The following is a 19933-nucleotide window of genomic DNA, read 5'->3' as shown; positions in this document are numbered from 1 at the left end:
ACGGAGGTCGAAGTAATTTCGGTCAACCAGTTTGACTCATTATTCCAGCGACCCGCTACAGGTGACCCATGGCTATTTCCGAACGTGTCTCGCGCCTCAAAAGTTCTTTGATTCGAGAAATCCTCGCGGCGGCGCAACGCCCTGAAGTGATGTCGTTCGCCGGCGGCTTGCCGGCCGAAGCCATGCTGCCGAAGGTGGAGTGGGCGGCCATGCCATTGTCCATGGGCCAGTACGGCATGAGTGAAGGCGAACCGGCCCTGCGCGAAGCCCTGGCAGCCCAGGCGCGGGCGCTGGGCGTGGCCTGTGAGGCGAGCCAGGTGCTGGTGGTCAGCGGTTCCCAGCAAACCCTCGACCTGGCGGCCAAGCTGCACATCGACGTGGGCACCGAAGTGATGCTCGAAGCGCCGACCTATCTGGCGGCGTTGCAGATTTTCCAGCTGTTCGGTGCCAATTGCATCACCGTGCCCCTGGAGGCCGACGGCCCGGACCTGCACCAGTTGCGCGCCCGGCTGGAGCGGCATCGACCTGCGTTCATCTACCTGATCCCGACCTTCCAGAACCCTTCGGCGGTGCGCTACAGCGAGGCCAGGCGCGATGCGGTGGCGGCGCTGCTGGATGAGTTTGGCGTCACGCTGATCGAGGACGAACCTTACCGTGAGCTGACCTTCGATGGCGGCAGTGCCACGCCGATCGTCAGTCGCTTGAAGAAGGCCAGTTGGATCTACACCGGCACCGTGTCGAAAACCCTGTTGCCGGGGCTACGGGTGGGCTACCTGATCGCCAGCCCGGATCTGTTTCCGCACCTGCTGCGGCTCAAGCAGTCGGCAGACCTGCACACCAACCGCATCGGCCAGTGGCAGGCGCTGCAATGGATCGGCACCGAACAGTACCGCAGTCATCTGAGTGAATTGAGGGATTTCTACCGGGACCGTCGCGATCAGTTCCAGGCGGCGTTGCAGAAGCATTTCTCTGATATCGCGGACTGGAACGTGCCCCAGGGCGGGCTGTTTTTCTGGCTGACCCTCAGGCAACCGCTGGACACCCGCACCTTGCTCGCCGCCGCCCTGGCGGCCGACGTGGCGTTCATGCCGGGGGAGCCGTTCTTTCCTGAGCCGGACCTGCATCCGGGGCACCTGCGCTTGAACTTCAGCCACATCGATCCGGCGCGGCTGGATGAAGGGCTCAAGCGGTTGGCGGGGGTGGTGCGGGAGGCGTTGGCTGCCAAAGCAGCTTGATATCAGAAAGCTTTGTGATGGCTATCCAGGCCCCATCGCGAGCAAGCTCGGCTCCCACAGGGGACAGTGGTGAATACAAATCCAGCGTTCACCAAGGCCCCCTGTGGGAGCCGAGCTTGCTCGCGATGAGGCCAGTCGCCACACCAGAAAACTATCAGGCTGCAGAAAACCGCTTATCCAAATAATCAATGATCACCTTGGACTCATACATCCAGGTGGTCTCGCCATTCTCTTCGATGCGCAGGCACGGCACTTTGATCCGGCCGCCTTGCTCCAGCAGCGTCTGGCGATCCTGTTCGTTGTTTTTCGCATCGCGCAGGGCCACCGGCACGTTGAGGCGGCGCAGGGTGCGGCGAGTCTTCACGCAGAACGGGCAGGCGTGGAATTGATACAGCGTCAGGCTGCGGGCGGCCTGGTCGACCTGCGCCTGGGCCTCGGCCGGGCGTTTTTTCTTGCCGGGGCGGGTGATGAAGTCGATGAAGATGATGAGCTGGCCCAAGCCAACCCGAAGCGCTTTGACGATCACGGTATTCAGCCTCGCGGCAGGGAGGAAGAGGGCGCGCAGCTTACCTGATTTTTCACCGGCGAAAAAAAACCGGCGATCGATGCCGGTTTTCTTCTTGCTACGAGTTACTTGATGAGGCTGAGGAATTCGCTGCGAGTGGCGGCGTTTTCCCGGAACTCGCCGAGCATCACCGAGGTGATCATCGAGGAATTCTGCTTTTCCACACCGCGCATCATCATGCACATGTGCTTGGCCTCGATCACCACCGCCACGCCCAGGGCGCCGGTCACTTGCTGGACCGCGTCGGCGATCTGGCGGCTGAGGTTTTCCTGGATCTGCAGGCGGCGGGCATACATGTCGACGATGCGCGCGACTTTCGACAGCCCCAGCACCTTGCCGCTCGGGATGTAGGCCACATGGGCCTTGCCGATGAACGGCAGCAGGTGATGTTCGCACAACGAGTACAACTCGATGTCCTTGACCAGCACCATCTCGCTGTTGTCGGAGCTGAACAAGGCACCGTTGGTGACTTCTTCCAGGGTCTGTTCATAACCGCGGCAGAGGTACTGCATGGCCTTGGCAGCGCGCTTGGGCGTGTCGAGCAGGCCCTCGCGGGAAACGTCCTCGCCCAGTTGGCCGAGAATCGCGGTGTAGTTCTGTTCCAGTGTCACAGAGGCTGATTCCATAAGGGTTTCAGGAGGGTACTTGTTCTGTCTGTACCAATTTTGTACCAATCAAGCTGTTTTCGAGTTTCCCGAGTTCGCCCCAATCGGTGCTGGAGTTGATCCATCGGGCATAGGTCGAGAGCAACATCTGAACGCTGTGACCTAGCTGAGTGGCAATAAATGCAGGGTTCATACCCGCCATGAGGCACATGGTAGCGTATGTGTGTCGGCAGTTGTATTGCCGACGGGCGCGAATCTCCAATTCGGTCAGTGCCGCCTGGAAGTGTTTGTCGGTGACGCTGGACTGCTGGATGAACTCGAAATTCTTCGTGGGTGGGAACACATAGGGCGATTTCGGCTGCTTCCTACGGCTCTGTTTCGCACGTTGTTCGGCAATTTGCTCGGCGACCTCGATGGCGTGCATGGCCCGGCTATTGAGCATCACTTGCCGTTCATTGCGGGTTTTGGTGCGCTCCTCGATCTTATAGTCCGCGACGATCCGACACACGGTGGCTAAACGTTTCTGCTTGTCTACCTCGTCCCACCGGAGGGCCGCTATCTCGCTAGGGCGCATGCCGGTATAGAAGGCGAACTCGAAGTAAGCCGCATAGATCCGCATCGAATGGTTCAACGTCTTATAGAGGTGTTCGATGATGGAGTTGGCCTCTGCCACCGTGAAGGGGTCGATGGGCTTTTTCGTTTTCACGGGAAGCTCAATGGACTCGACCGGGTTGCGATTGATTAGGCCATCTTTGACGGCGGTGCTGAACACCGTAGTCAGTCGCTGGATCGCCGAGCGCTTAACGCCCGGCGATTTCCATTCAGTACTGGCTACGATTTTGCGCAACAGCACCGAGGTGATGCCGTCGACGGGCATCAGGGCTAAATGAGGCATCCAATACAGATTGAGGGATGCTCGGTAGTTCTTGCGGGTGCCTGCCACGACCTCCCGACTGTTTAACCACTCCTGGGCATACTCCCCGAACCGGGGAGTTGCCGAGTAGGTGGCATAAGTGGAGTTGGGAAACAGCTCGGCATAGCGTTGGTCGTCGAGAACGCCATGCTTGATCAGGCTGGTTACGTTAGCGCGTAGATCGGATGCCGCTTTAATGCCTTTCGGTGTCTGGGGATAGGGGAGGGTTTCGCAACGGCGTTGCCCGTTCCAGGTGAAGCGAATCCTGACGGACTGGCCGACAAATTCAACTCCGGTGGGCAATCCCATTGGCTTTCTAGCCATGCCTCATATCTCCTGATGCTGTAGTAGATGCGGTTGTCGATGGTGTTCCAGACGCCTTTAGGAATGACCCCTCTGGCACGCTTGCCCTGCAGTGCTCGGCGGGTCGTACCGACCAGCTCGGCCATTTTGTCCTCGGGAATCTTGTCCACTTGGTACTGCTGCGGTGTCGGATCCGCTGCGGTGTCAAAGTGCGTATACCCCAAGGCAGGCTGCGCGGGCGGGCGGTGCTGAGCTATCAGCGTGGCTTCAGGTGCTGCTGCCCGGCGCAGCCTTTCGTGGGGTATAAGTGCCTCGGCGGTGGCTTGGAAAGAAGCAGTAATGCCTGCTGCTGCGCAGCAGAGACTGTTGTTTACAGGCGCGTCGACCCAACTGGCGCTGCGGAGCAAAGCGGACTGGGTTTGCGGAGCGTTCTGTTCCTGCTTCATGCCGCTTTCCTCCGGTGTTCGATAGCGAGTTGGTCCATCAGGCGCTGGTGGTAGGTGAGCCGGGCTTCGGTGGGTGACCACGGCCGGATGCGTTCGGGCGCGGGTTCGATTCCGACAAGGCAATCCCAGGTGGCCGGGTCGGGTGGCATCAGGTCGCGGCGTTCGGTAGCAAGGGCGATCAGGTCGGCTTGGGTGACGCATGTCGGCAGGTCCTGATCGAGGCTGAAGCGGGTGCAAATGCGGTCCCAGATCCAAGTCTCGACGTCCTGGTAGGCGTGCATCCACTGTTTGAGCGGCCGCACCATATCGCCGATGTAGACTTCGGTGGCGTCGTGGAGCAAGGCGGCGAGCTTGTGCTCGGCCGGCACCAGATCCGCAACCAAGCAACTATGCTGGGCCACGCTGTAGAACTCGCGGGTGTGGCCGTTGAAGCGGCACAAATGAGCGAGCGAGTGCGCAATGTCTCGTGGGTCGATCATGTCGACGTCCGGCTCGAACAGGTCAAAGCGTTTGCCGGTATGCGTGAGGATCCAGTTCATGCTGCCTCCTTGACCAGGTCGGCGAGCAGCAGGGCGTTCTGGGTGTCCTTGTGCAACTTGCGCAGGGCGTCGTAGCCGATCAGCAGCGACAGTTGCCGGTCGAACTCTTTACGGAAGCGAGTCACTTCGCGCAGTTCGGCGACGGCTTTGCCGTGTTGCAGGTGCAGCTCGCCGGCTGCTTGAGGTGAGAGGCGTAACATCGGGCTGTGGCGGCTCATGCAGCACCTCCTACAGTTTTCTGCGTGGTGGCGATTGCGTGGTGTTCTTGCTGGAAATACAAGGCAGCTTTCTTTGCGTCGTCAGTGCTGAGAGAAATACTGCCAGGCGTTATCTCAACCTTTGCATCGACTTTTATCTCGACGGGCTTAAGTAAATCAGCCATGGCAAGGGCCTGATCGCGTAGAGCGGTTGTTTCGTGAGTGATGGCCTTTCCGGTGCGCAGCGCGTTAAATGTGGCGGCAGCGATCCGCAGCTTTTCTGCAATATCCAGTAGTGTCTGGCGAGCAGGTTCCCCGAGTTTCGAGGCCGCCAAAGCGCGTTCGTAATGGGCGTAAAGTTTTTTGTGTTGGTCCCTGGCCTGATTTAGGGTGTGCTCAAGGTTGCGGATCTCTTCCCAATTGTCAGAGCGCTGGATGGCTTTGCCTTCATCCATTCCGTCTCGAAATCCAGCGCAGCCGCCGACGTCATAGCCTTCGCTGTAGCCCTCGGCACGGCCATTGCTGAAGCCGTTCCGGTAGGCGATCCAATAGACGGCACTCGTCGATAGGGCGATTGCTATCAGCGCATAGATTTGAATTGCAGTCATGTGGTGTGCTCCTGGTGGTTTGTGTGGCTGGTGGTGGCAGCCGTTACGGTTGGACTTCTTCGGTTGCGTCGGCCTGGGCCTTCGCGTGGACTTCGTCGGCCTTGTAGGCCTGGATGTCTATCAGTGCCGCGACGTGGCGGATGTGCGCGTACTTCGGTGCTTTGCGGCTGCTGTCCAGCGTGGTCACGGGCAGTTGAATGCGGCCGCTGGTGATTTCAGCTGCAAACGACTGCTCGTTGAGGTTGCGGAAGTACTGCACGCGCAGCTTTTCGAGGGGGATAAGCACGTCGCCGAAGGTGCGATACAGCAGCTCGACGGTGGCCGTCTCCGGTGCTGGCATCAGGCGCAGCGGGTTTTGAGGCTGGCTAGTCATGAGGCTTTGGGCTCTCCATGCGTTTGTTTCGGGCCGGGTGATTCCAGGCATTGAGGCAATGGCGTTTGGTCAGCTCGCGCAGGTGCTCCGGCACCTCAAGGAGCGCGGCGTTGCGCTCCTCTCGGGTGCGTAGGGCGATGATCTGGCGAGCGTATTCCCTAGGCCACGTCACGGTTATCTGCCGGGATGGCAGGAAGGTCGAGGCCCAGTTGCTCCGCTAGCCAGGGGATGCCAGCCTGCCGGATGCGTGTCGATTGGCTGTACTGCATGCCCAGCGTGTCGTGGTACCAGTTGCTGTCCTTGACCCGCAGGTATTCACGGTCACGAACGGGGAATGCCGGCAGGTTGCGGTCGGTGAGCAGACCCTTCTCACGCATGAGCTTGATCAGGGCGGGGCGGGTCAGGCCGAGCTGCTTGGCGGTCTTTTCGAGATTGCGCTCCATGACATACCTCTAAGCTGCGTGCGCGGCGGGTGTCGCCAGCGCAGCCAGGTGGTTGATGGATTCGCAAACCTGCTCGTACATCTCGGCGTCGGTGCCGTACACGGTGAAGCACTTGGTACGCGGGCTTTTGACGCCGATGCTCATGACTACGGTGATGCCCGAGCGTGTACGTGTCCGGTGCACGGCGAGCCGGATCGGCAGTTCAAAGCCCAGGTCCAGGTCGATGAACCCGCCTGTGGAAACCAGTCTGTAAACCTGTTCCCGCTGCTGGCTGCTGAAAGCGCCGTACTCGCGTTCAGCATGTCGTTTAGGCTGGGGTTCGCCTGTCAGGTCAGAAGGGCCGTTGACGACCTCCTCAATGAAGTCGGCGAGCTTCAGGTGTGTTTTTTTGGTGTTGGGCACGGTCAGGGTGTGTCGCTCTGAACCCAGCTCAACGGTGAAAGTGCTGTCGGTCTTGTTGCGTTCAACTTTTAGCCGAAACGCCAACACATCGCGTCGATACAGGCGCCGAAGGGTGTGATTGAAAGTCCCGCTCAGGTTCACCTGGGCGCTGAGCAATGTCAGTGTGCGGTTGTCGATCAGGAATTTGCTCATGCTGCCCGGCCTCCGTCGTTTGGATCGAAGGAAGTCGGTGCGGTACGGGCATGTTGCTTAGGTTTTGACGGAATGAAGGTGCAGCCGTAGATGCGGGCCAGGCGCCGTACTTCGAAGATGCGGGATAGGTCGGCAACGGCCGGATGGACGTGCAGGGATGCTGTGGTGTGCATGGTTTTGCCTCGCTCTGTGGTGGAAGAGTGAGGCAATTTTTAACCTTGCGGGGTAATCAGGTCAACAAAAAATAACCTAGAAGGTTAATTTTTTGCTTTTTTCTCACGATGTCGCTGACTCGGGCTCATCCAGATCCGTTAGCAGATCTTCAGAAAAGTCCAGAATGGGATGTGGAATGTCGGCCAAAATTGCTTCTCGATCACAATGTCTCAGGAAAAAATAAAGAGAAGAGTCAATAATTTTAAGCAATTTACTACCGCGATCATAATCGACAAAGGGAGGTTGAATTCGTTTGTTGATTTGATGTTGGGTAATATTATGGAGGAATGCGCCTAGGTCGCCAGAACGTACATCCTCGGGCCTGTGATGCACTTTACGTACACCTTCAAGCAAAGTGGAGCGAGATAGACCCTGTTCAATATTGTCTAAGTCTGTTTTTAAAAGCAATTGTATGAAGTAGAAAGGGAATGCTAGTGAGGGCTTGCCGCTTTGGTTGCTCGTTTTTCGTGCTATGTCGACAAAGGACTCAAAGTTTCTTATGTGCCGGCCGCCATATTCACCGGCTTTCGTTTCAAGTGCTGATAATAAATCTTCTTCACTTATTGTGATGGTTTTGTCAGAAGTTTCTTTAACGCCAGCGGCAATGCAGCACTGCTTGCAGAGCTCTTGCACCACTCCAACACTGTCAAATGATGATTTTATAAGTTTTTCTTGGATACGGGTAAAGTCAACGTTTAGAAGTTTCGAACCTTTCTCGATTACCCTAGCAAAGTCTTCATTCAACCATGGTTCGACTGGGACCTCAGTGACACGATCTAAAAGATCACCGTTAAACTGTACCAGTCGATTCGCCTCGCGCCATATTCCAAGCACTATGAAGATTACGCCTAGATCCTGGAATACGCGCAGATCGTAAGCCAGGCGCTCTTGCACCTCTGGTGAAAGATAGTGGAAGTTCTCCAGGACAATAAATTTTTCGATACCCTTTTTTCTAAGAAGCTCTGAAACATCTTGAGCGAGCTCCAGATTATATTCGATATAGAGCTCTTTCGATGTATTGGTCTTGGTTTGCTTGTCTGCAGTACCTGCACCTAAGTTTGCTTCCCCCATAAAGGGGACTTTTACCTTTACCCCTGCATTGATATTGGAGGCTATTTCAAAGCTTAGTCCCTGAGTATCACTCTCAAAGTAAGTGATGTTGGATTGTCTTAGGATAGACCTGTAGATATCAATTGCTTGTGTCTGGGGCGAGCATTCAACCTTAACGTATCCGTCGGGATCTAGATGTTTTAAGGTGAGTGAGGTTTTGCCCTGTTTTGATGAGCCGTAAACAATGACTTGGTTTTTATCTTGGAGGGCTGCGCTGAAAAGCTCATCAACGCTAGGTCTTTCAATATATGATTCGATAAGCTGGCTGCGAACGCCGAAGACATCGCTAGTCTTGTACTTCATGTGATATCCTTTTCCGAAGTTAGAATGCAGGTTATAAATCTGATATTTTCCACCGGGCGCGCCCGCATATCGTCCACTCTTCAGTCATTCGAATGATTCGCTCAGGCCAGTCTGGATTTAAAGCATAAAGATACTTTTCGTTCCCTTCTTGCTTTAGCTGTTTCAAGGTTGCAGCTTGATCTCTGGTTCTTTTTGCAGCCACAAAATGCCCCGGCAAAGCTTCTAGCGATGGATCTATCACAATCTTATCGCCCTCTAGAAATTTCGGCTCCATGCTCATGCCTTCAACGCGGAGAATGAATGCTCGTGGGCCAACTGGGCCCGGGGCATCGATCCATTCCTCTGCATCTCGAGGATCAAATATCATGTCAGGTTCGCACCAAGCGCCAGCTGCGATAGATCCCATCACAGGTAGTTTTCGTCCTGTATGGCTTAAGACTGTAGCGTTGTTGAATTCGCCTAGCCCATACGGCATGTCTAAGTAGCCGTCATGAAGATGCAGGGCTTTTTCGATTTCTCGGGCGATTTGATCGCCAATGCCTTTGTTTGGATTTTTTCCGCCGAACGCGCTCACCTGGGCAGGAGCTTTGCCCAAAAGCTCCGCTATGTCGGTCAGGCGTAGCTTCCGATCAGCTAGGACCCTACGGAAATTCTGGAGGCGGGTATCAGATATTTTCATGCAGCGATTCTGGCGCGATTAACCTTGTAGGTGAATGCCCTGTCGGGTATTGCAAAAAATAACCTCATGGGTTAATTTTCGGTTTCGGAGGGCTTGTAATGAAGCTACGTGACTACATCAATTATCTGGATGCTGAGAAGCAGAGGGCTTATGCGGAGCGATGCCGTATCGCTCCGAGCTACCTGCGGCTTCATGTCAAATATGCGAGTAAGGATCCAAGTGTGTCTCTAATTAAATCGTTGGCACGCGAAAGTGAAGGCTACGTTTCTCTTACTGAGGTACTGGAGCATTTCGGTGTAACTGAGGCGCCACCGTCAAGCAAGGCGGCGTAGCAAGAAAAAAGGCGACCCTAAGGTCGCCCAGTTCCTCCCGACACGCACCACCACAGCGCTGTCGGGTCGCGATAAAGGTAAGCGGGCACACCACATGCAAACCGCCTCCCTTTATCGCGCTTTCCCAAGGCTCGGAAGCCTTGGTGTTGCTGCCTTTTCCACCACAGATTGGGCAGCTGTTGCGCCAGGGGTGAGCAACGGATTGCTCGCCCCGGCACGGTGCCGGTGTCGATCCCTAAGATCTAGCCGGCGTTTGGGCCCTTTCAAGCCACGCGGCAAATGTATCACCACTGCATGTCGCGCGGCACTGGCAACTTATAAGGATTAATGCCATGAGCCGAATCGCTCTGAGTTGCGTCGAACGAGCACAGCGGGAAGTCCTGCCGCTCGATCTGGCGCTTTACCATGCCGCACGGGATTACCCAGGCGGCGCCGCTGCAATCGCCGCCACCACCGGCCGAAACCCCACCACGCTGCAGCACAAGCTGTCCCCCACGCACCCTAGCCACTCGGTGAATATCCAGGAGTTTGCCGAGATCCTCGAACTGACCAAGGACAGACGCATCCTGGATGCGGTGCATGCTTTGGTCGGCGATACGATCTGGCATGAGCTGTCCGAGGTGTACACCACTGACATGCCGGAAACCCTGACCATCGGTCTTGCCGAGTATTTTCGGCAGGTGGCCGATCTGGCCGATACCTGGGCCAAAAGTATCGGCGATGGTGTGGTCAGCGACCACGAGCTGGCCGCGATCCGTCTGCAAGTGTTTCGAGGTATCCAAGGGCTGCTGGGCTTGTTCAACCGCGCCACGTACGTCAACCACACAACGCGAGGTGACGGCCGTGGCTGACATTGCTGATTTCGCCAATGACTTGGTGCAGGAGCGCATCGATCAGGCGCTTGCCGCTCGCAATGCGTTCAAGCCGGCATTGCCTGGGCATTCGTTGTTGTTCTGTGAAAGCTGTGACGATCCGATCCCCGAGGCGCGGCGACTGGCCCAGCAGAGCTGCACGCAGTGTGTGAACTGCCAGTCCATCGATGAGATGCGAGAGGCTCGCCATGCTCGATGACGTGCTGAATCAATTTGCGGACTTCGGTCTGGAGCCCGCGCAGCCGCTGATTTACGGCAAGCTGACTCGATGCAAGACCGCCCTGGATAAGGGCAAAGAGAAAAACGGTTGGTACGTTCTACACGAGCACTACGCCGAGAAAGGCGAAACCCTGATCTTCGGTGCGTTCGGCGACTGGCGTACAGGGGAAACGCAAAAGATCAAGGTGAAACCCGGCCGGATGACGCCTGAAGAGCGTGAAGTCATGCGCGCTCGGCAGGAGGAGGCCAAGCGCAAGGCCGCCGAGAAGGCTGCCAACGCTGCCCGTCGAGCGGCTAACCGTGCTGCTGGTTTATTCAAGCGGATGCCCGAGAAGGGCCGTAGCGCCTATCTGGATCGAAAGCAGATAGTGGGCCTCGGCGTTCGTTATGCCCCGCGCTCCGGCGCGGTTTTGGTGCCCATGCAAAACGCTCGGGACCAGATCGCCGGACTGCAAGTGATATTCCCCGAGAAGCAAGAAGACACTGGCCGCGACAAGTCTTACTGGCCCTATGGGATGGCGAAGGAGGGCGCCTTCCACCTCATTGGTCCGCACCCTGAACCGGGCGAGCCAGTATTGGTGTGTGAGGGCTACGCCACCGGTGCAAGCCTGCACATGGCTACCTCGTTGACGGTCGCCATTGCCTTTGATGCGGGCAACCTCATGACGGTCTCCAAGGCAATGCGCGAGCGGTTCCCGGGGCGTCCACTAATCATCTGCCGGGATGATGACTGGAAAACCAAGCGCCCGAATGGCGAACCCTGGAACCCAGGTGAAGAGAAAGCCAACAACGCGGCAACGGTTGTAGGTGGTCAGGTAGTAGGCCCGATCTTTTCGGGGGAGAGAGAGGACAAGTGGACTGACTTCAACGACCTGCACTGTGCTGAAGGATTGGAGGCGGTGCGCCGCCAGGTTCTGGCGGTGGTCAAGCCACCTGCAGCGGGTGGCTGGAAAGACCAGTTGGCCCGCACGGAAAACGGCATGTTGATCGCGCACATGCAAAACGTCGAGCTGATCCTGGGCAACGACGAACGCTGGGCCGGTGTGATTGGCTTCAGTGCGTTCAGCTCCAAGATCGTCAAGCTGCGTGCTGCCCCGTATGGAGGCGGTGTCGGCGATTGGGCTGACATTGATGACATGCTGGTCATGAAGTGGCTCGCGCAACAGTACAACCTGCGGGTCAAGGCGAGCAGCGTTATTGAGGCTGTCAGTGTAGTTGCACATGACCATGCCTTTCACCCGGTACGCGATTATCTCAATGGCTTGGAGTGGGATCGGGTACCTCGGCTCGACACCTGGTTGACAGACATCATGGGCGTAGCCCCGACGGATTACAGCTCCAAGGTCGGTAAGCGCTGGATGGTGTCGGCGGTCGGCCGGGTGATGCAGCCGGGCTGCAAGGCTGACTCGGTGATGATCCTCGAAGGCGCGCAGGGCGCCGGTAAGTCCACGGCCATGTCGGTGCTGGGTGGTGACTGGTTTATGGACACACCTTTCGCCCTGGGCGACAAGGATGGGTTCCAGGCGATTCGCGGCAAGTGGATCGTTGAGCTGGGGGAGTTGGACAGCTTCAACAAGGCTGAGTCCACCAAGGCCAAGCAGTTCTTCTCGGCCTCGACCGATACCTACCGTGAGAGCTACGGCCGCAGAACGATGGACGTGCCACGCCAGTGTGTTTTCGTGGGTACGACGAACCAGGACGAGTACCTGAAGGACGCCACGGGCAACCGGCGTTATTGGCCGGTCGCCTGCACCAAGGTGGATCTGGATCAATTGCGCGAGATTCGCGACCAGCTGTGGGCCGAGGCGATGTTTTGCTATCAGTCTGGCGATATCTGGTGGGTCAATCGGGAGGAGGCGCCGTTGTTCTCGGAGGCCCAGGAAGAGCGCTTTGTGGTGGATGAGTGGGAAGGTCCCATCCTGGCCTGGCTCGAGGAGTCCCAGCTTGGCGAGACGGCAACCGGCACCGACATTCTGCTGGGCGCTTTGAAGCTGGACTACGGACATTGGGGCAAACCTGAACAGATGCGCGTTGGAGCGATCATGCATCGGTTGGGTTGGCGCAAGGTCCGGCTACCCGCATTGCCTAAGAGCGGCGTCCGGCCCTGGGGCTATAAGAAGCCACAAGATTGGGGCAGGGCATCGAACCTGAAAGTGCAGCCGGTCGAGGAGCCATGTTTCGATGATTAAGGAGATCGATGCGCGGCTGCGCAAATGGGCCGAGGAGCTGCACAGCGACCTCAGTGCCGGCGGGCTCGCCGGAGGGAACATGGTCGCCATGATGATGGAGAGCAATGGGCAGTTGATTCGAGGCCGGCGGGCGTTTCGTGCGCCCTTGGAAGGTTCGCTTGATATTGAGCTGATCGTGACCAAACACCTCGATCCTCTGCATGTGCAAATCGTGCGAGAGCACTACTGCAACCAGGACAGCGACATGCGCTTGAAGTATGCCCACTGCGGCTGCGGGCGCGACACCTACTACCAGCGTCTGCATGACGCGCACCTGTGCATCTATTGGCTGCTGATGGGAGTTGCTGCTTGACCCCGTTTGCGTCCGTGGCTGTCCTACCGGCTCGCCTTGTCCCACTGCTGTTTGATGCAGTTGGACAAGCGCGGGCCGCGCTGTTGTTGAGCTGTCCTACTGTCCAACCTTCCCGCACGTCCCGCCCATGTGTGAGCGTAGCGGGAGCGCATACGCGCCCATGGCGCGCACGCGTGCTCTTAGTTTTTTCTCTTTACGGGAGAGAAGAGAAAATAAAGTAGGACAATGGGGCAGGCCCCGATTCTAGGCGCCTGTAGCTGTCCTACTTCGACCCGAGATAGTGGGACAGGAAGGACAGCGCCCCAGGCGCTGGAAGCCGAAATAAAGATATTCGCCGACATTGCCTAGGCGTTCACCAGACATTCACCGGGTGGCATTAAAAGGGGATTGCTGCCACCGGAATCGACCTGTAAAAAGTACTCATCTTCGATAGGTGCGACCGCATAAAGCGGCAGGCACCACACACCAAACCCGGCCCTTGCGCCGGGTTTTTGCGTTTAAGGGGCGGGCAATGACGAGCGAGCAGCAAGCACTGGCAGAGATGCCGATCTGGTTAGTAATTCTTCTGGCCTTGGTCGGCGGCGTATCGGGGGAGATGTGGCGTGCCGACAAGGACGGGGCGCGGGGCTGGGTGTTGTTGAGGCGCCTGGCACTGCGGTCCGGTGGCTGCGTTGTCTGCGGGGTGTCGGCGATGATGTTGATGATCGCCGCCGGCATGTCGCTCTGGACAGCAGGCGCCTTGGGAAGCCTGACGGCGATGGCCGGCGCCGATGTAGCCATCGGCCTTTACGAACGCTGGGCCGCCAAGCGGCTAGGTATTGCAGAGGCACCGCCGACCGCTGGTGGGCAGGGGTGATTTTGGCGCCGGGGACCCTGCCGATTTCCCAGGGGTACGGGGTCGCAAACCCGCGGGAAAGCGTTAGCGGCAGGGTTGCCAGCTTACTGAAATTCAACCCGTTGAAATTGAAAGGTCTGCATTGAAAAGCCGTTGAAAGGAGGGCTCATGACAGAACCACAGTACCTGTCGAAGAGCGCCTTCGCGGCCCGGATCGGCAGGGCACCGAGTTACATCACCTGGTTGAAAAACAACAACCGACTGGTGCTCAGTGCCGACGGCAAACAAGTCGATGTTCAGGCCAGTGAAGCGTTGATTCGCGACACTGCCGACCCGAGCAAAGCCGCTGTCGCCGAGCGTCACCAGCAGGACCGGATTCAGCGTGACGTGTACGGCCAGCTTTCAACCTCGGTTGAGCCGACTTGCACGGCTGCGCCGCCGCCCGCGAACACCCCTGCGGGGCAGCTCCCCGACTTCCAGAAAGCCCGCGCACTGCGTGAGCACAACCTGGCCCAGCTCGCGGAAATCGAGCTGCACAAAGCCAAGGGGGCGCTGGTCGCATTGCCCGCTGTGCAATTGGGTGCCTACAACGCTGGCCGCCTCCTGCGCGATCAGTTGTTTGGTATGCCGCCACAACTGGCGCCGGAGCTGGCGGTCATGACTGACCCCTGGGAAATCGAAAAGCACCTGACGGCGGCCTTGCGCCGCACGCTGGAGGATGCGGAGCGCCTGTCCTCGGCGGACCTTGAACACGCCCTGAACACGAGTTGAGCCTATGCCCACGGAAATCCCTGACGGTGCAGAGGTGTACCGCGAGGCGTATTTCCGTGGGCTGCGTCCCGATCCGGATGTCTGGATCGATGTATGGGCCGACGAATACATGCGCATCCCGCGTGATACCGGCGCCGCCGAGCCCGGCCAGTACCGCACGTCACGTACACCGTATGCCCGCGAGCCGATGCGATGTCTTTCACCGGCTCACCCCTGCAAGCGCGTGGTGACCATGGTCGCCTCGCAGTTGATGAAAACCCAGATCGCCTTGAACTGGATCGGCGGCCTGATCCACATGGCGCCGTCGAACATCCTGACGCTGCTGCCAAGCCTGGGCTTGGCGAAGCGGGTCTCCTCGCGGATTGGCAAGACCATCAAGGCCACGCCGGTACTGCGCGAACGGGTGGCCTCCAGCCGCTCGCGAGACTCACGCAACACCATGGACACCAAGGAGTTCGAGGGCGGTTCGCTGTACGTCACCACAGCCGGCTCGGCGGCCAACCTTTCGGAGCTGTCGGCGCGATATGTTTACGGCGATGAGATCGACCGCTGGGAAGTGGACATCGGCGAGGAAGGCGACCCCATCGAGCTGGCGGAAACGCGGGGCAGTACGTTCGGTCGCAATGCGAAGTTCTACTTCTCCAGTTCCCCGACCATCAAGGGAGCCTCACGAATCTCTGACTTGTTCGAGGGCAGCGACCAGCGTCACTACTACGTGCCGTGCCCAACCTGCGGGCACATGCAAACCTTGGAATGGGAACGCCTGCACTACTCGCGGGACTTCAGCGTGGTGCACTACCAGTGCGCAGGGCCTGATTGTGACGTGCTGATCGAGGAGTACCACAAGGCCGAGATGCTCGCCAAAGGCGAATGGCGCGCCCATGCCGAGGGTGACGGCGAGACGGTGGGGTTCACCCTCAACGCCTTGTATTCACCGCTCGGCTGGATGGACTGGAAGTCCCTCGCCAAGCAGTTCGAAAAGGCCAAAAAAGCCCAGGCCAAGGGCGACCTTGAGCCGATGCAGGTGTTCTATAACACCCGTTTGGCGAAGGTGTGGGACAGCGCCCAGGAGCAAACCAAGGCCGATACGCTGAAGCACCGGGCACGCCTGGAAAACTTCACCCTCGGCTCGATGCCGGCCGGCGTGCTTATGATCACTGGCGCCGTTGACGTCCAAGCCAACCGCCTGGAGTTCATGGCGATGGGGTGGGGCGTCGGCATGGAGCGCTGGATCATTGACTACCAGATCGTCGCAGGCGACCCGGCAGACGACCGCACCTGGGCTGCGCTGGACGAAGTGCTCAAGGCCAAATACCGGCATCCGTGCGGTGTAGGCCTGGGCATTCTAGCAACGGCTGTCGACTCCGGCGGTCATCACACCGACGAGGTCTATCAGTTCTGCCGCGTGCGCCGCTGGCGCAACGTGTTCGCCATCAAGGGCGCGAGCAAGCCCGGCAAGCCGGTGATTGCTCAGCGGCCATCCATGGTAGACGTGACCTGGAAAGGTCAGACCGAACGTAACGGCGCCGAGCTGTGGTTTGTCGGTACCGACACGGCGAAAGACTGGATCTACAACCGCTACCCGTTCGAGAGCGGGCCAGGCGCGTTGCACTTTGCCAGTGACCTGCCGGACGACTTCTTCGCGCAGTGCGTGGCCGAACGGAAGGTCGCCCGCTACGTGCGGGGTCACAAGCGCATCGAATGGGTCAAGGGCAAGGCCGAGCGCAACGAAGCCCTCGACCTGATGGTGTACTGCCTTGCCATGGCGCATTACCTGGGTATCAACCGCTACAAGGAGCATGACTGGGAGCGGGTCCGTCAGGCCCTGGCGCAATCTGGGTTGTTCGATGACGCGCTGGGGATCAAGCCCGTGCAGGGCGAGCGAGTCACTCAGCCGGTTCCAGCGACCATGCCACAACCAGCACCACATCCTGTTGCCCAAGCGGCTCAACCACGATCCGCTGCACCACCCCCTCAACGCCGCAGTTCCACTAGCGGCTATCTGAAGAGACGCTGATATGTCCTTTACACAGAAGCACCTCGACGCGGTTGAGGCGGCCATCGCACGCGGTGAGAAAGTCGTGCGCTACACCGATCGCACCGTGGAGTACCGAACCGTGGACGAGCTGATCAAGGCCCGCGACGAGATCCGCACCTCTCTGGTCAACGCGGCCGGGCCGCGCTCCCGCGTAGTCCGGCTTTATCACGGAGGCAAAGGAGTCTGATGGCCCGACACTATCCGACGCTAAGCCGTAGCGGATTCTTGTTGCCGTCGAACATCAAGGCCAGTTACGAAGGCGCCGGAGAGGGTCGCCGATCCACTGGCTGGGATGCACCCGACAACGGAATCAACAGCATCAACACACCGGCACTGCGCAACCTGCGCGGCCGGTCGCGGGCAGCGGTACGCAACGACCCGTATGCCTTCAACGTCATCGACAAACGCGTCAGCAACCTGATCGGCACGGGCATCACGCCCAGGCCGAACACCGAAGACAACACGCTTCGCAAGCTGCTGCAACTGCTATGGGATGACTGGGTGGACGAGTCGGACGCCGATGAGCACACCGACTTCTATGGGCAGCAGGCGCTGGTCGCTCGCACCGTCGAGACTTCCGGCGAATGCTTTGTCCGCTTACGACCACGCCGCCTGGACGAGGGGCTGGCGGTGCCACTCCAGGTGCAGATCCTCGCGCCGGAGTTTGTGCCCCACGACAAATTCGAGACCACGCGCACCGGCAACTCCATTCGTGCTGGCATCGAATTCAATCCGGAGGGCAAGCGGGTGGCCTACTGGATGTATCTGTCGCACCCCCGCGACGGCGTATCGCTGAACGCGGGTTACAACCAGTTGGTACGGGTACCGGCATCGCAGGTGCTGCACATCTTCGAACCGGTGGAGCCGGGGCAATTGCGCGGTGTACCGCGCCTGTCTCCCGTACTCAAGCGCCTGCGTAGCCTGGATAACTATGACGACGCAGTGCTGTTCCGGCAGGAGGTTGCAAACCTCTTCGCAGGCTTCATCAGCCGCCCGGCACCGGACACTGGCCCCGTGCCAAGGGATCCCGTCACCGGTGAGCCGCTGAGCTTTGACCGTGACGGATTCACGCCCATGGTCGCGCTGGAGCCCGGCACCATGCAGGAGCTGGGGCCCGGCGAAGAGGTTGAGTTCTCCAAGCCGCCGGACGCAGGCAACAACTACCCCGACTTCATGCGCCAACAATTGATGGCCGCAGCCGCGGGCACCGGCACGCCATACGAGATCCTCACCGGTGACATGCGTGAAGTGAATGACCGGGCGTTGCGCGTCGTGTTGAACGAGTTCCGGCGCCGCCTGGAACAGCTTCAGTTTGGCGTTTATGTGCATCAGCTCTGCCGCCCGATCCGTGCCGCCTGGATGGACATGGCGGTCCTGTCGGGTGCCTTGGTGTTGGATGACTACGCCAAACGGCGCCGCGAATACCTACGCACGCGCTGGGTGCCGCAAGGCTGGGCTTACATCCAGCCTGTTCAGGACGTGCAGGCCCGCCGCATGGAAGTGCAAGCCGGGTTCGCCTCACGTAGCGAGATGGTCACCCGCACCGGTTACGACGCTGAAACCGTCGACGCGGAAAACGCAGCCGACAACGCTAGAGCCCAGGCGCTGGGCCTCAACTACAACACGCACGAAGCCGTCGAGGTTACTGACGACAAGGAACAATCATGAGCAAGCCAGCGCTTCCGCGCATTTACAACAGAGCCGGCCAGCGGGTGAACGTCCAGGACAAGACCTGGTACGCCATGCAGGAGAGCGGCGAAGCCGAGGAGCGGGTTATCGAGGTGTTCGTCTACGGCGAGATCGGCACCTGGGGCATCACGGCGAATCAGTTCGTGCAGGATCTGCGCGCCATGGACGACGGCGTTTCGCCGGTTATCGCCGCATTCAACAGCATCGGCGGCGATTTGTTCGATGGTCTGGCGATGCACAACGCGTTATCCCGCCTGGGCGAGCGTTGCACCGGCCGTGTCGATGCCCTGGCAGCCAGCGCGGCCAGTGTCGCGGTCTGCGGTGCGCACCGTGTGGTCATCGCCTCCAACGCCATGCTGATGATCCACAACCCATGGACCTACGCGGCAGGGGACGCCGAAGACTTTCGCAAGGTGGCCGACGTCCTGGATCAAACCATGGAGGCCATCATCGCGGCCTACAAGGCCAAGGCGCCGGACATCGACGAAGCCGAGCTTCGGCGTCTGGTGGGGGCTGAAACCTGGCTGACCGCCAGCGAAGCGGTGGCCCTGGGGCTGGCCGATGAGGTGGGCGACGGGCTGAAGGTCAAGGCGTGCCTTGGGCAGGGCTCCGTGCTGCAGCGTTACCAGCATGCCCCGGCTGAATTGCTCGCCCAACTGGACGAGGCACCTGAGCCGGATATCGAGCTGGAGCCTGAACCTACTGATCCGCCCCAGGAGCCTCGGGTGACGAACTCGGCCAAGCTGGCCCTGATGATCACCCAGCGTTGTACGGTGGACGGCATCAGCAACCTGATCGAGCCGTTGCTCAACTCGACCAAGCTGGAAAGCGAGGCCATCGTCCTGGCGGGCTTGGCCCGTGCCAAAGCCGTAAACGATCTGTGCGTTGCCGCACGACTGCCTGAGTTCAGCGCCGAATACGTCGCGGCCGGTTTGGATGCCGCCTCGGTTCGAGCGCGTCTGTTCGACAAGCTGGTGGGCAGCGGCAAAGGCTTCGAGATCGACAACAGCCTACCGCTCAACGCAGACCCGGCCCCGAAGGTCCAGGCCAAACAACCCGACCCCACCTCTATCTGGGCAGCCCGTCAGGCGGCGCAGTCAGGTAGCGCTAATACCTCGAAAGGAGCAAGACCATGACCATCAAACTGGAACCGATGCACGCCGGAGAATTCCTCCTGTCCGAGGGTGCCGGGAACATCTCGCGTGAAGCGATCAACGTCGCGGCAGGCCCAGCCTTGAATCCAGGGCAAGTCCTCGGCCTGATCACCGCCTCTGGCGAGTTCGCCCCTTACGACCCGGCAGCCGAAGACGGCACGCAAACCGCCGTGGCGATCCTCTTCGGCCCGCTTGGTGAATCCGACGTGGTACGTCGAGCCCGTGCCGTGGTGCGACTGGCAGAGGTGAGCGAAGTCCATCTGACCGGCCTGGACCCCGACGCGGAAAGGGCCCTCGCCGCGCATTTTTTGATCGTTCGTTAAAGTGGTTGAACTAGCATCAGAGAAACTCCACTA

26 protein-coding genes are annotated in these 19933 nt (G+C 59.1%); 13 read left to right on the top strand and 13 right to left on the bottom strand.

Annotated features, from left to right (window positions below; translation table 11 throughout):
- Positions 1-68 precede the first annotated feature (68 nt).
- Entirely contained in the window at positions 69-1235 is a 1167-nt protein-coding gene (locus AD659_RS19315) for an aminotransferase-like domain-containing protein (RefSeq protein ID WP_053124110.1), read from the top strand.
- Between the two features lie 154 nt (positions 1236-1389).
- Here the strand turns inward: AD659_RS19315 and AD659_RS19310 are convergent, their stop codons facing one another.
- The 13 genes from AD659_RS19310 to AD659_RS19260 all read right to left on the bottom strand — a co-directional run bounded on the left by AD659_RS19310 (position 1390) and on the right by AD659_RS19260 (position 9126).
- Positions 1390-1761 (bottom strand): glutathione S-transferase N-terminal domain-containing protein, encoded by a 372-nt coding sequence (locus AD659_RS19310; protein WP_053124108.1) that lies wholly within the window; start codon positions 1759-1761, stop codon positions 1390-1392.
- 104 nt (positions 1762-1865) lie between these two features.
- Entirely contained in the window at positions 1866-2411 is a 546-nt protein-coding gene (gene folE / locus AD659_RS19305; protein ID WP_010456659.1) for a GTP cyclohydrolase I FolE, read from the bottom strand.
- A 22-nt stretch (positions 2412-2433) separates the two neighbouring features.
- The gene (locus AD659_RS19300) at positions 2434-3582 is read right to left on the bottom strand and encodes a site-specific integrase (protein WP_231987764.1); all 1149 of its coding nucleotides are present in this window, start codon (positions 3580-3582) and stop codon (positions 2434-2436) included.
- A complete protein-coding gene (locus AD659_RS30250; protein ID WP_231987644.1) occupies positions 3483-4067 on the bottom strand; it encodes a hypothetical protein in 585 nt (194 codons plus the stop codon). Before AD659_RS30250 ends, AD659_RS19300 begins: the two co-directional genes overlap by 100 nt.
- Positions 4064-4606, bottom strand: coding sequence for a phosphohydrolase (locus AD659_RS19295; RefSeq protein WP_053124103.1), 543 nt, complete (start codon positions 4604-4606; stop codon positions 4064-4066). The genes AD659_RS30250 and AD659_RS19295 overlap by 4 nt, the downstream gene beginning before the upstream one ends.
- Entirely contained in the window at positions 4603-4824 is a 222-nt protein-coding gene (locus AD659_RS19290; protein ID WP_053124100.1) for a hypothetical protein, read from the bottom strand. Before AD659_RS19290 ends, AD659_RS19295 begins: the two co-directional genes overlap by 4 nt.
- Positions 4821-5411 (bottom strand): FliH/SctL family protein, encoded by a 591-nt coding sequence (locus AD659_RS19285; protein WP_063680130.1) that lies wholly within the window; start codon positions 5409-5411, stop codon positions 4821-4823. The genes AD659_RS19290 and AD659_RS19285 overlap by 4 nt, the downstream gene beginning before the upstream one ends.
- A gap of 43 nt (positions 5412-5454) precedes the next feature.
- Positions 5455-5784, bottom strand: a complete 330-nt coding sequence (locus AD659_RS19280; protein ID WP_047227242.1) for a pyocin activator PrtN family protein — start codon at positions 5782-5784, stop codon at positions 5455-5457.
- Positions 5785-5942: 158 nt separating this feature from the next.
- Positions 5943-6227: a phage antirepressor KilAC domain-containing protein gene (locus tag AD659_RS19275; RefSeq protein ID WP_053124098.1), complete on the bottom strand. Its 285-nt coding sequence runs from the start codon at positions 6225-6227 to the stop codon at positions 5943-5945.
- 9 nt (positions 6228-6236) lie between these two features.
- Positions 6237-6821 (bottom strand): hypothetical protein, encoded by a 585-nt coding sequence (locus AD659_RS19270; protein WP_053124096.1) that lies wholly within the window; start codon positions 6819-6821, stop codon positions 6237-6239.
- Positions 6818-6994: a hypothetical protein gene (locus AD659_RS30005; RefSeq protein ID WP_167352833.1), complete on the bottom strand. Its 177-nt coding sequence runs from the start codon at positions 6992-6994 to the stop codon at positions 6818-6820. Before AD659_RS30005 ends, AD659_RS19270 begins: the two co-directional genes overlap by 4 nt.
- Before the next feature lie 103 nt (positions 6995-7097).
- Positions 7098-8447, bottom strand: coding sequence for a hypothetical protein (locus AD659_RS19265; protein WP_053124093.1), 1350 nt, complete (start codon positions 8445-8447; stop codon positions 7098-7100).
- A 31-nt stretch (positions 8448-8478) separates the two neighbouring features.
- The gene (locus tag AD659_RS19260) at positions 8479-9126 is read right to left on the bottom strand and encodes a LexA family protein (protein WP_053124091.1); all 648 of its coding nucleotides are present in this window, start codon (positions 9124-9126) and stop codon (positions 8479-8481) included.
- Between the two features lie 98 nt (positions 9127-9224).
- On the opposite strand from AD659_RS19260, the gene AD659_RS29415 reads away from it, so the two are divergent.
- The 12 genes from AD659_RS29415 to AD659_RS19205 all read left to right on the top strand — a co-directional run bounded on the left by AD659_RS29415 (position 9225) and on the right by AD659_RS19205 (position 19900).
- Positions 9225-9458, top strand: coding sequence for a hypothetical protein (locus tag AD659_RS29415; protein WP_082343587.1), 234 nt, complete (start codon positions 9225-9227; stop codon positions 9456-9458).
- Between the two features lie 332 nt (positions 9459-9790).
- A complete protein-coding gene (locus tag AD659_RS19255) occupies positions 9791-10309 on the top strand; it encodes a phage regulatory CII family protein (protein WP_053124089.1) in 519 nt (172 codons plus the stop codon).
- A complete protein-coding gene (locus AD659_RS19250; protein WP_053124088.1) occupies positions 10302-10529 on the top strand; it encodes a TraR/DksA family transcriptional regulator in 228 nt (75 codons plus the stop codon). Before AD659_RS19255 ends, AD659_RS19250 begins: the two co-directional genes overlap by 8 nt.
- Positions 10519-12738 (top strand): VapE domain-containing protein, encoded by a 2220-nt coding sequence (locus tag AD659_RS19245; RefSeq protein WP_053124087.1) that lies wholly within the window; start codon positions 10519-10521, stop codon positions 12736-12738. Before AD659_RS19250 ends, AD659_RS19245 begins: the two co-directional genes overlap by 11 nt.
- Positions 12731-13090, top strand: coding sequence for a PA0613 family protein (locus AD659_RS19240; protein ID WP_053124085.1), 360 nt, complete (start codon positions 12731-12733; stop codon positions 13088-13090). The genes AD659_RS19245 and AD659_RS19240 overlap by 8 nt, the downstream gene beginning before the upstream one ends.
- Before the next feature lie 511 nt (positions 13091-13601).
- Positions 13602-13946, top strand: a complete 345-nt coding sequence (locus AD659_RS19235; protein WP_053124083.1) for a phage holin family protein — start codon at positions 13602-13604, stop codon at positions 13944-13946.
- A 147-nt stretch (positions 13947-14093) separates the two neighbouring features.
- Positions 14094-14696, top strand: coding sequence for a hypothetical protein (locus AD659_RS19230; protein WP_053124081.1), 603 nt, complete (start codon positions 14094-14096; stop codon positions 14694-14696).
- Positions 14697-14700: 4 nt separating this feature from the next.
- Positions 14701-16713, top strand: coding sequence for a phage terminase large subunit family protein (locus AD659_RS19225; protein WP_053124079.1), 2013 nt, complete (start codon positions 14701-14703; stop codon positions 16711-16713).
- Between the two features lies 1 nt (position 16714).
- Positions 16715-16921, top strand: coding sequence for a phage head-tail joining protein (locus tag AD659_RS19220; protein WP_043041996.1), 207 nt, complete (start codon positions 16715-16717; stop codon positions 16919-16921).
- Positions 16921-18402, top strand: a complete 1482-nt coding sequence (locus AD659_RS19215; protein ID WP_053124077.1) for a phage portal protein — start codon at positions 16921-16923, stop codon at positions 18400-18402. Before AD659_RS19220 ends, AD659_RS19215 begins: the two co-directional genes overlap by 1 nt.
- Positions 18399-19559 (top strand): head maturation protease, ClpP-related, encoded by a 1161-nt coding sequence (locus AD659_RS19210; protein ID WP_053124075.1) that lies wholly within the window; start codon positions 18399-18401, stop codon positions 19557-19559. The genes AD659_RS19215 and AD659_RS19210 overlap by 4 nt, the downstream gene beginning before the upstream one ends.
- On the top strand, positions 19556-19900 hold the full coding sequence (locus AD659_RS19205; RefSeq protein WP_053124073.1) for a head decoration protein: 345 nt from the start codon (positions 19556-19558) through the stop codon (positions 19898-19900). The genes AD659_RS19210 and AD659_RS19205 overlap by 4 nt, the downstream gene beginning before the upstream one ends.
- The last annotated feature ends 33 nt before the right edge of the window (positions 19901-19933 follow it).

The organism is Pseudomonas thivervalensis, from assembly GCF_001269655.1.
Lineage (GTDB): Bacteria > Pseudomonadota > Gammaproteobacteria > Pseudomonadales > Pseudomonadaceae > Aquipseudomonas > Aquipseudomonas thivervalensis.
This window is presented reverse-complemented; position numbering and strand designations above follow the sequence as displayed.

Coding starts and splice junctions, on each gene's coding strand:
- AD659_RS19215 (WP_053124077.1), top strand. CDS start 16,921: ATGGCCCGACACTATCCGACGCTAAGCCGTAGCGGATTCTTGTTGCCG.
- AD659_RS19275 (WP_053124098.1), bottom strand. CDS start 6,227: ATGGAGCGCAATCTCGAAAAGACCGCCAAGCAGCTCGGCCTGACCCGC.
- AD659_RS19240 (WP_053124085.1), top strand. CDS start 12,731: ATGATTAAGGAGATCGATGCGCGGCTGCGCAAATGGGCCGAGGAGCTG.
- AD659_RS19260 (WP_053124091.1), bottom strand. CDS start 9,126: ATGAAAATATCTGATACCCGCCTCCAGAATTTCCGTAGGGTCCTAGCT.
- AD659_RS30005 (WP_167352833.1), bottom strand. CDS start 6,994: ATGCACACCACAGCATCCCTGCACGTCCATCCGGCCGTTGCCGACCTA.
- AD659_RS19295 (WP_053124103.1), bottom strand. CDS start 4,606: ATGAACTGGATCCTCACGCATACCGGCAAACGCTTTGACCTGTTCGAG.
- AD659_RS19210 (WP_053124075.1), top strand. CDS start 18,399: ATGAGCAAGCCAGCGCTTCCGCGCATTTACAACAGAGCCGGCCAGCGG.
- AD659_RS19285 (WP_063680130.1), bottom strand. CDS start 5,411: ATGACTGCAATTCAAATCTATGCGCTGATAGCAATCGCCCTATCGACG.
- AD659_RS19225 (WP_053124079.1), top strand. CDS start 14,701: ATGCCCACGGAAATCCCTGACGGTGCAGAGGTGTACCGCGAGGCGTAT.
- AD659_RS19245 (WP_053124087.1), top strand. CDS start 10,519: ATGCTCGATGACGTGCTGAATCAATTTGCGGACTTCGGTCTGGAGCCC.
- AD659_RS19270 (WP_053124096.1), bottom strand. CDS start 6,821: ATGAGCAAATTCCTGATCGACAACCGCACACTGACATTGCTCAGCGCC.
- AD659_RS19220 (WP_043041996.1), top strand. CDS start 16,715: ATGTCCTTTACACAGAAGCACCTCGACGCGGTTGAGGCGGCCATCGCA.
- AD659_RS19265 (WP_053124093.1), bottom strand. CDS start 8,447: ATGAAGTACAAGACTAGCGATGTCTTCGGCGTTCGCAGCCAGCTTATC.
- AD659_RS19315 (WP_053124110.1), top strand. CDS start 69: ATGGCTATTTCCGAACGTGTCTCGCGCCTCAAAAGTTCTTTGATTCGA.
- AD659_RS19290 (WP_053124100.1), bottom strand. CDS start 4,824: ATGAGCCGCCACAGCCCGATGTTACGCCTCTCACCTCAAGCAGCCGGC.
- AD659_RS19205 (WP_053124073.1), top strand. CDS start 19,556: ATGACCATCAAACTGGAACCGATGCACGCCGGAGAATTCCTCCTGTCC.
- AD659_RS19235 (WP_053124083.1), top strand. CDS start 13,602: ATGACGAGCGAGCAGCAAGCACTGGCAGAGATGCCGATCTGGTTAGTA.
- AD659_RS19230 (WP_053124081.1), top strand. CDS start 14,094: ATGACAGAACCACAGTACCTGTCGAAGAGCGCCTTCGCGGCCCGGATC.
- AD659_RS19280 (WP_047227242.1), bottom strand. CDS start 5,784: ATGACTAGCCAGCCTCAAAACCCGCTGCGCCTGATGCCAGCACCGGAG.
- AD659_RS30250 (WP_231987644.1), bottom strand. CDS start 4,067: ATGAAGCAGGAACAGAACGCTCCGCAAACCCAGTCCGCTTTGCTCCGC.
- AD659_RS19255 (WP_053124089.1), top strand. CDS start 9,791: ATGAGCCGAATCGCTCTGAGTTGCGTCGAACGAGCACAGCGGGAAGTC.
- AD659_RS29415 (WP_082343587.1), top strand. CDS start 9,225: ATGAAGCTACGTGACTACATCAATTATCTGGATGCTGAGAAGCAGAGG.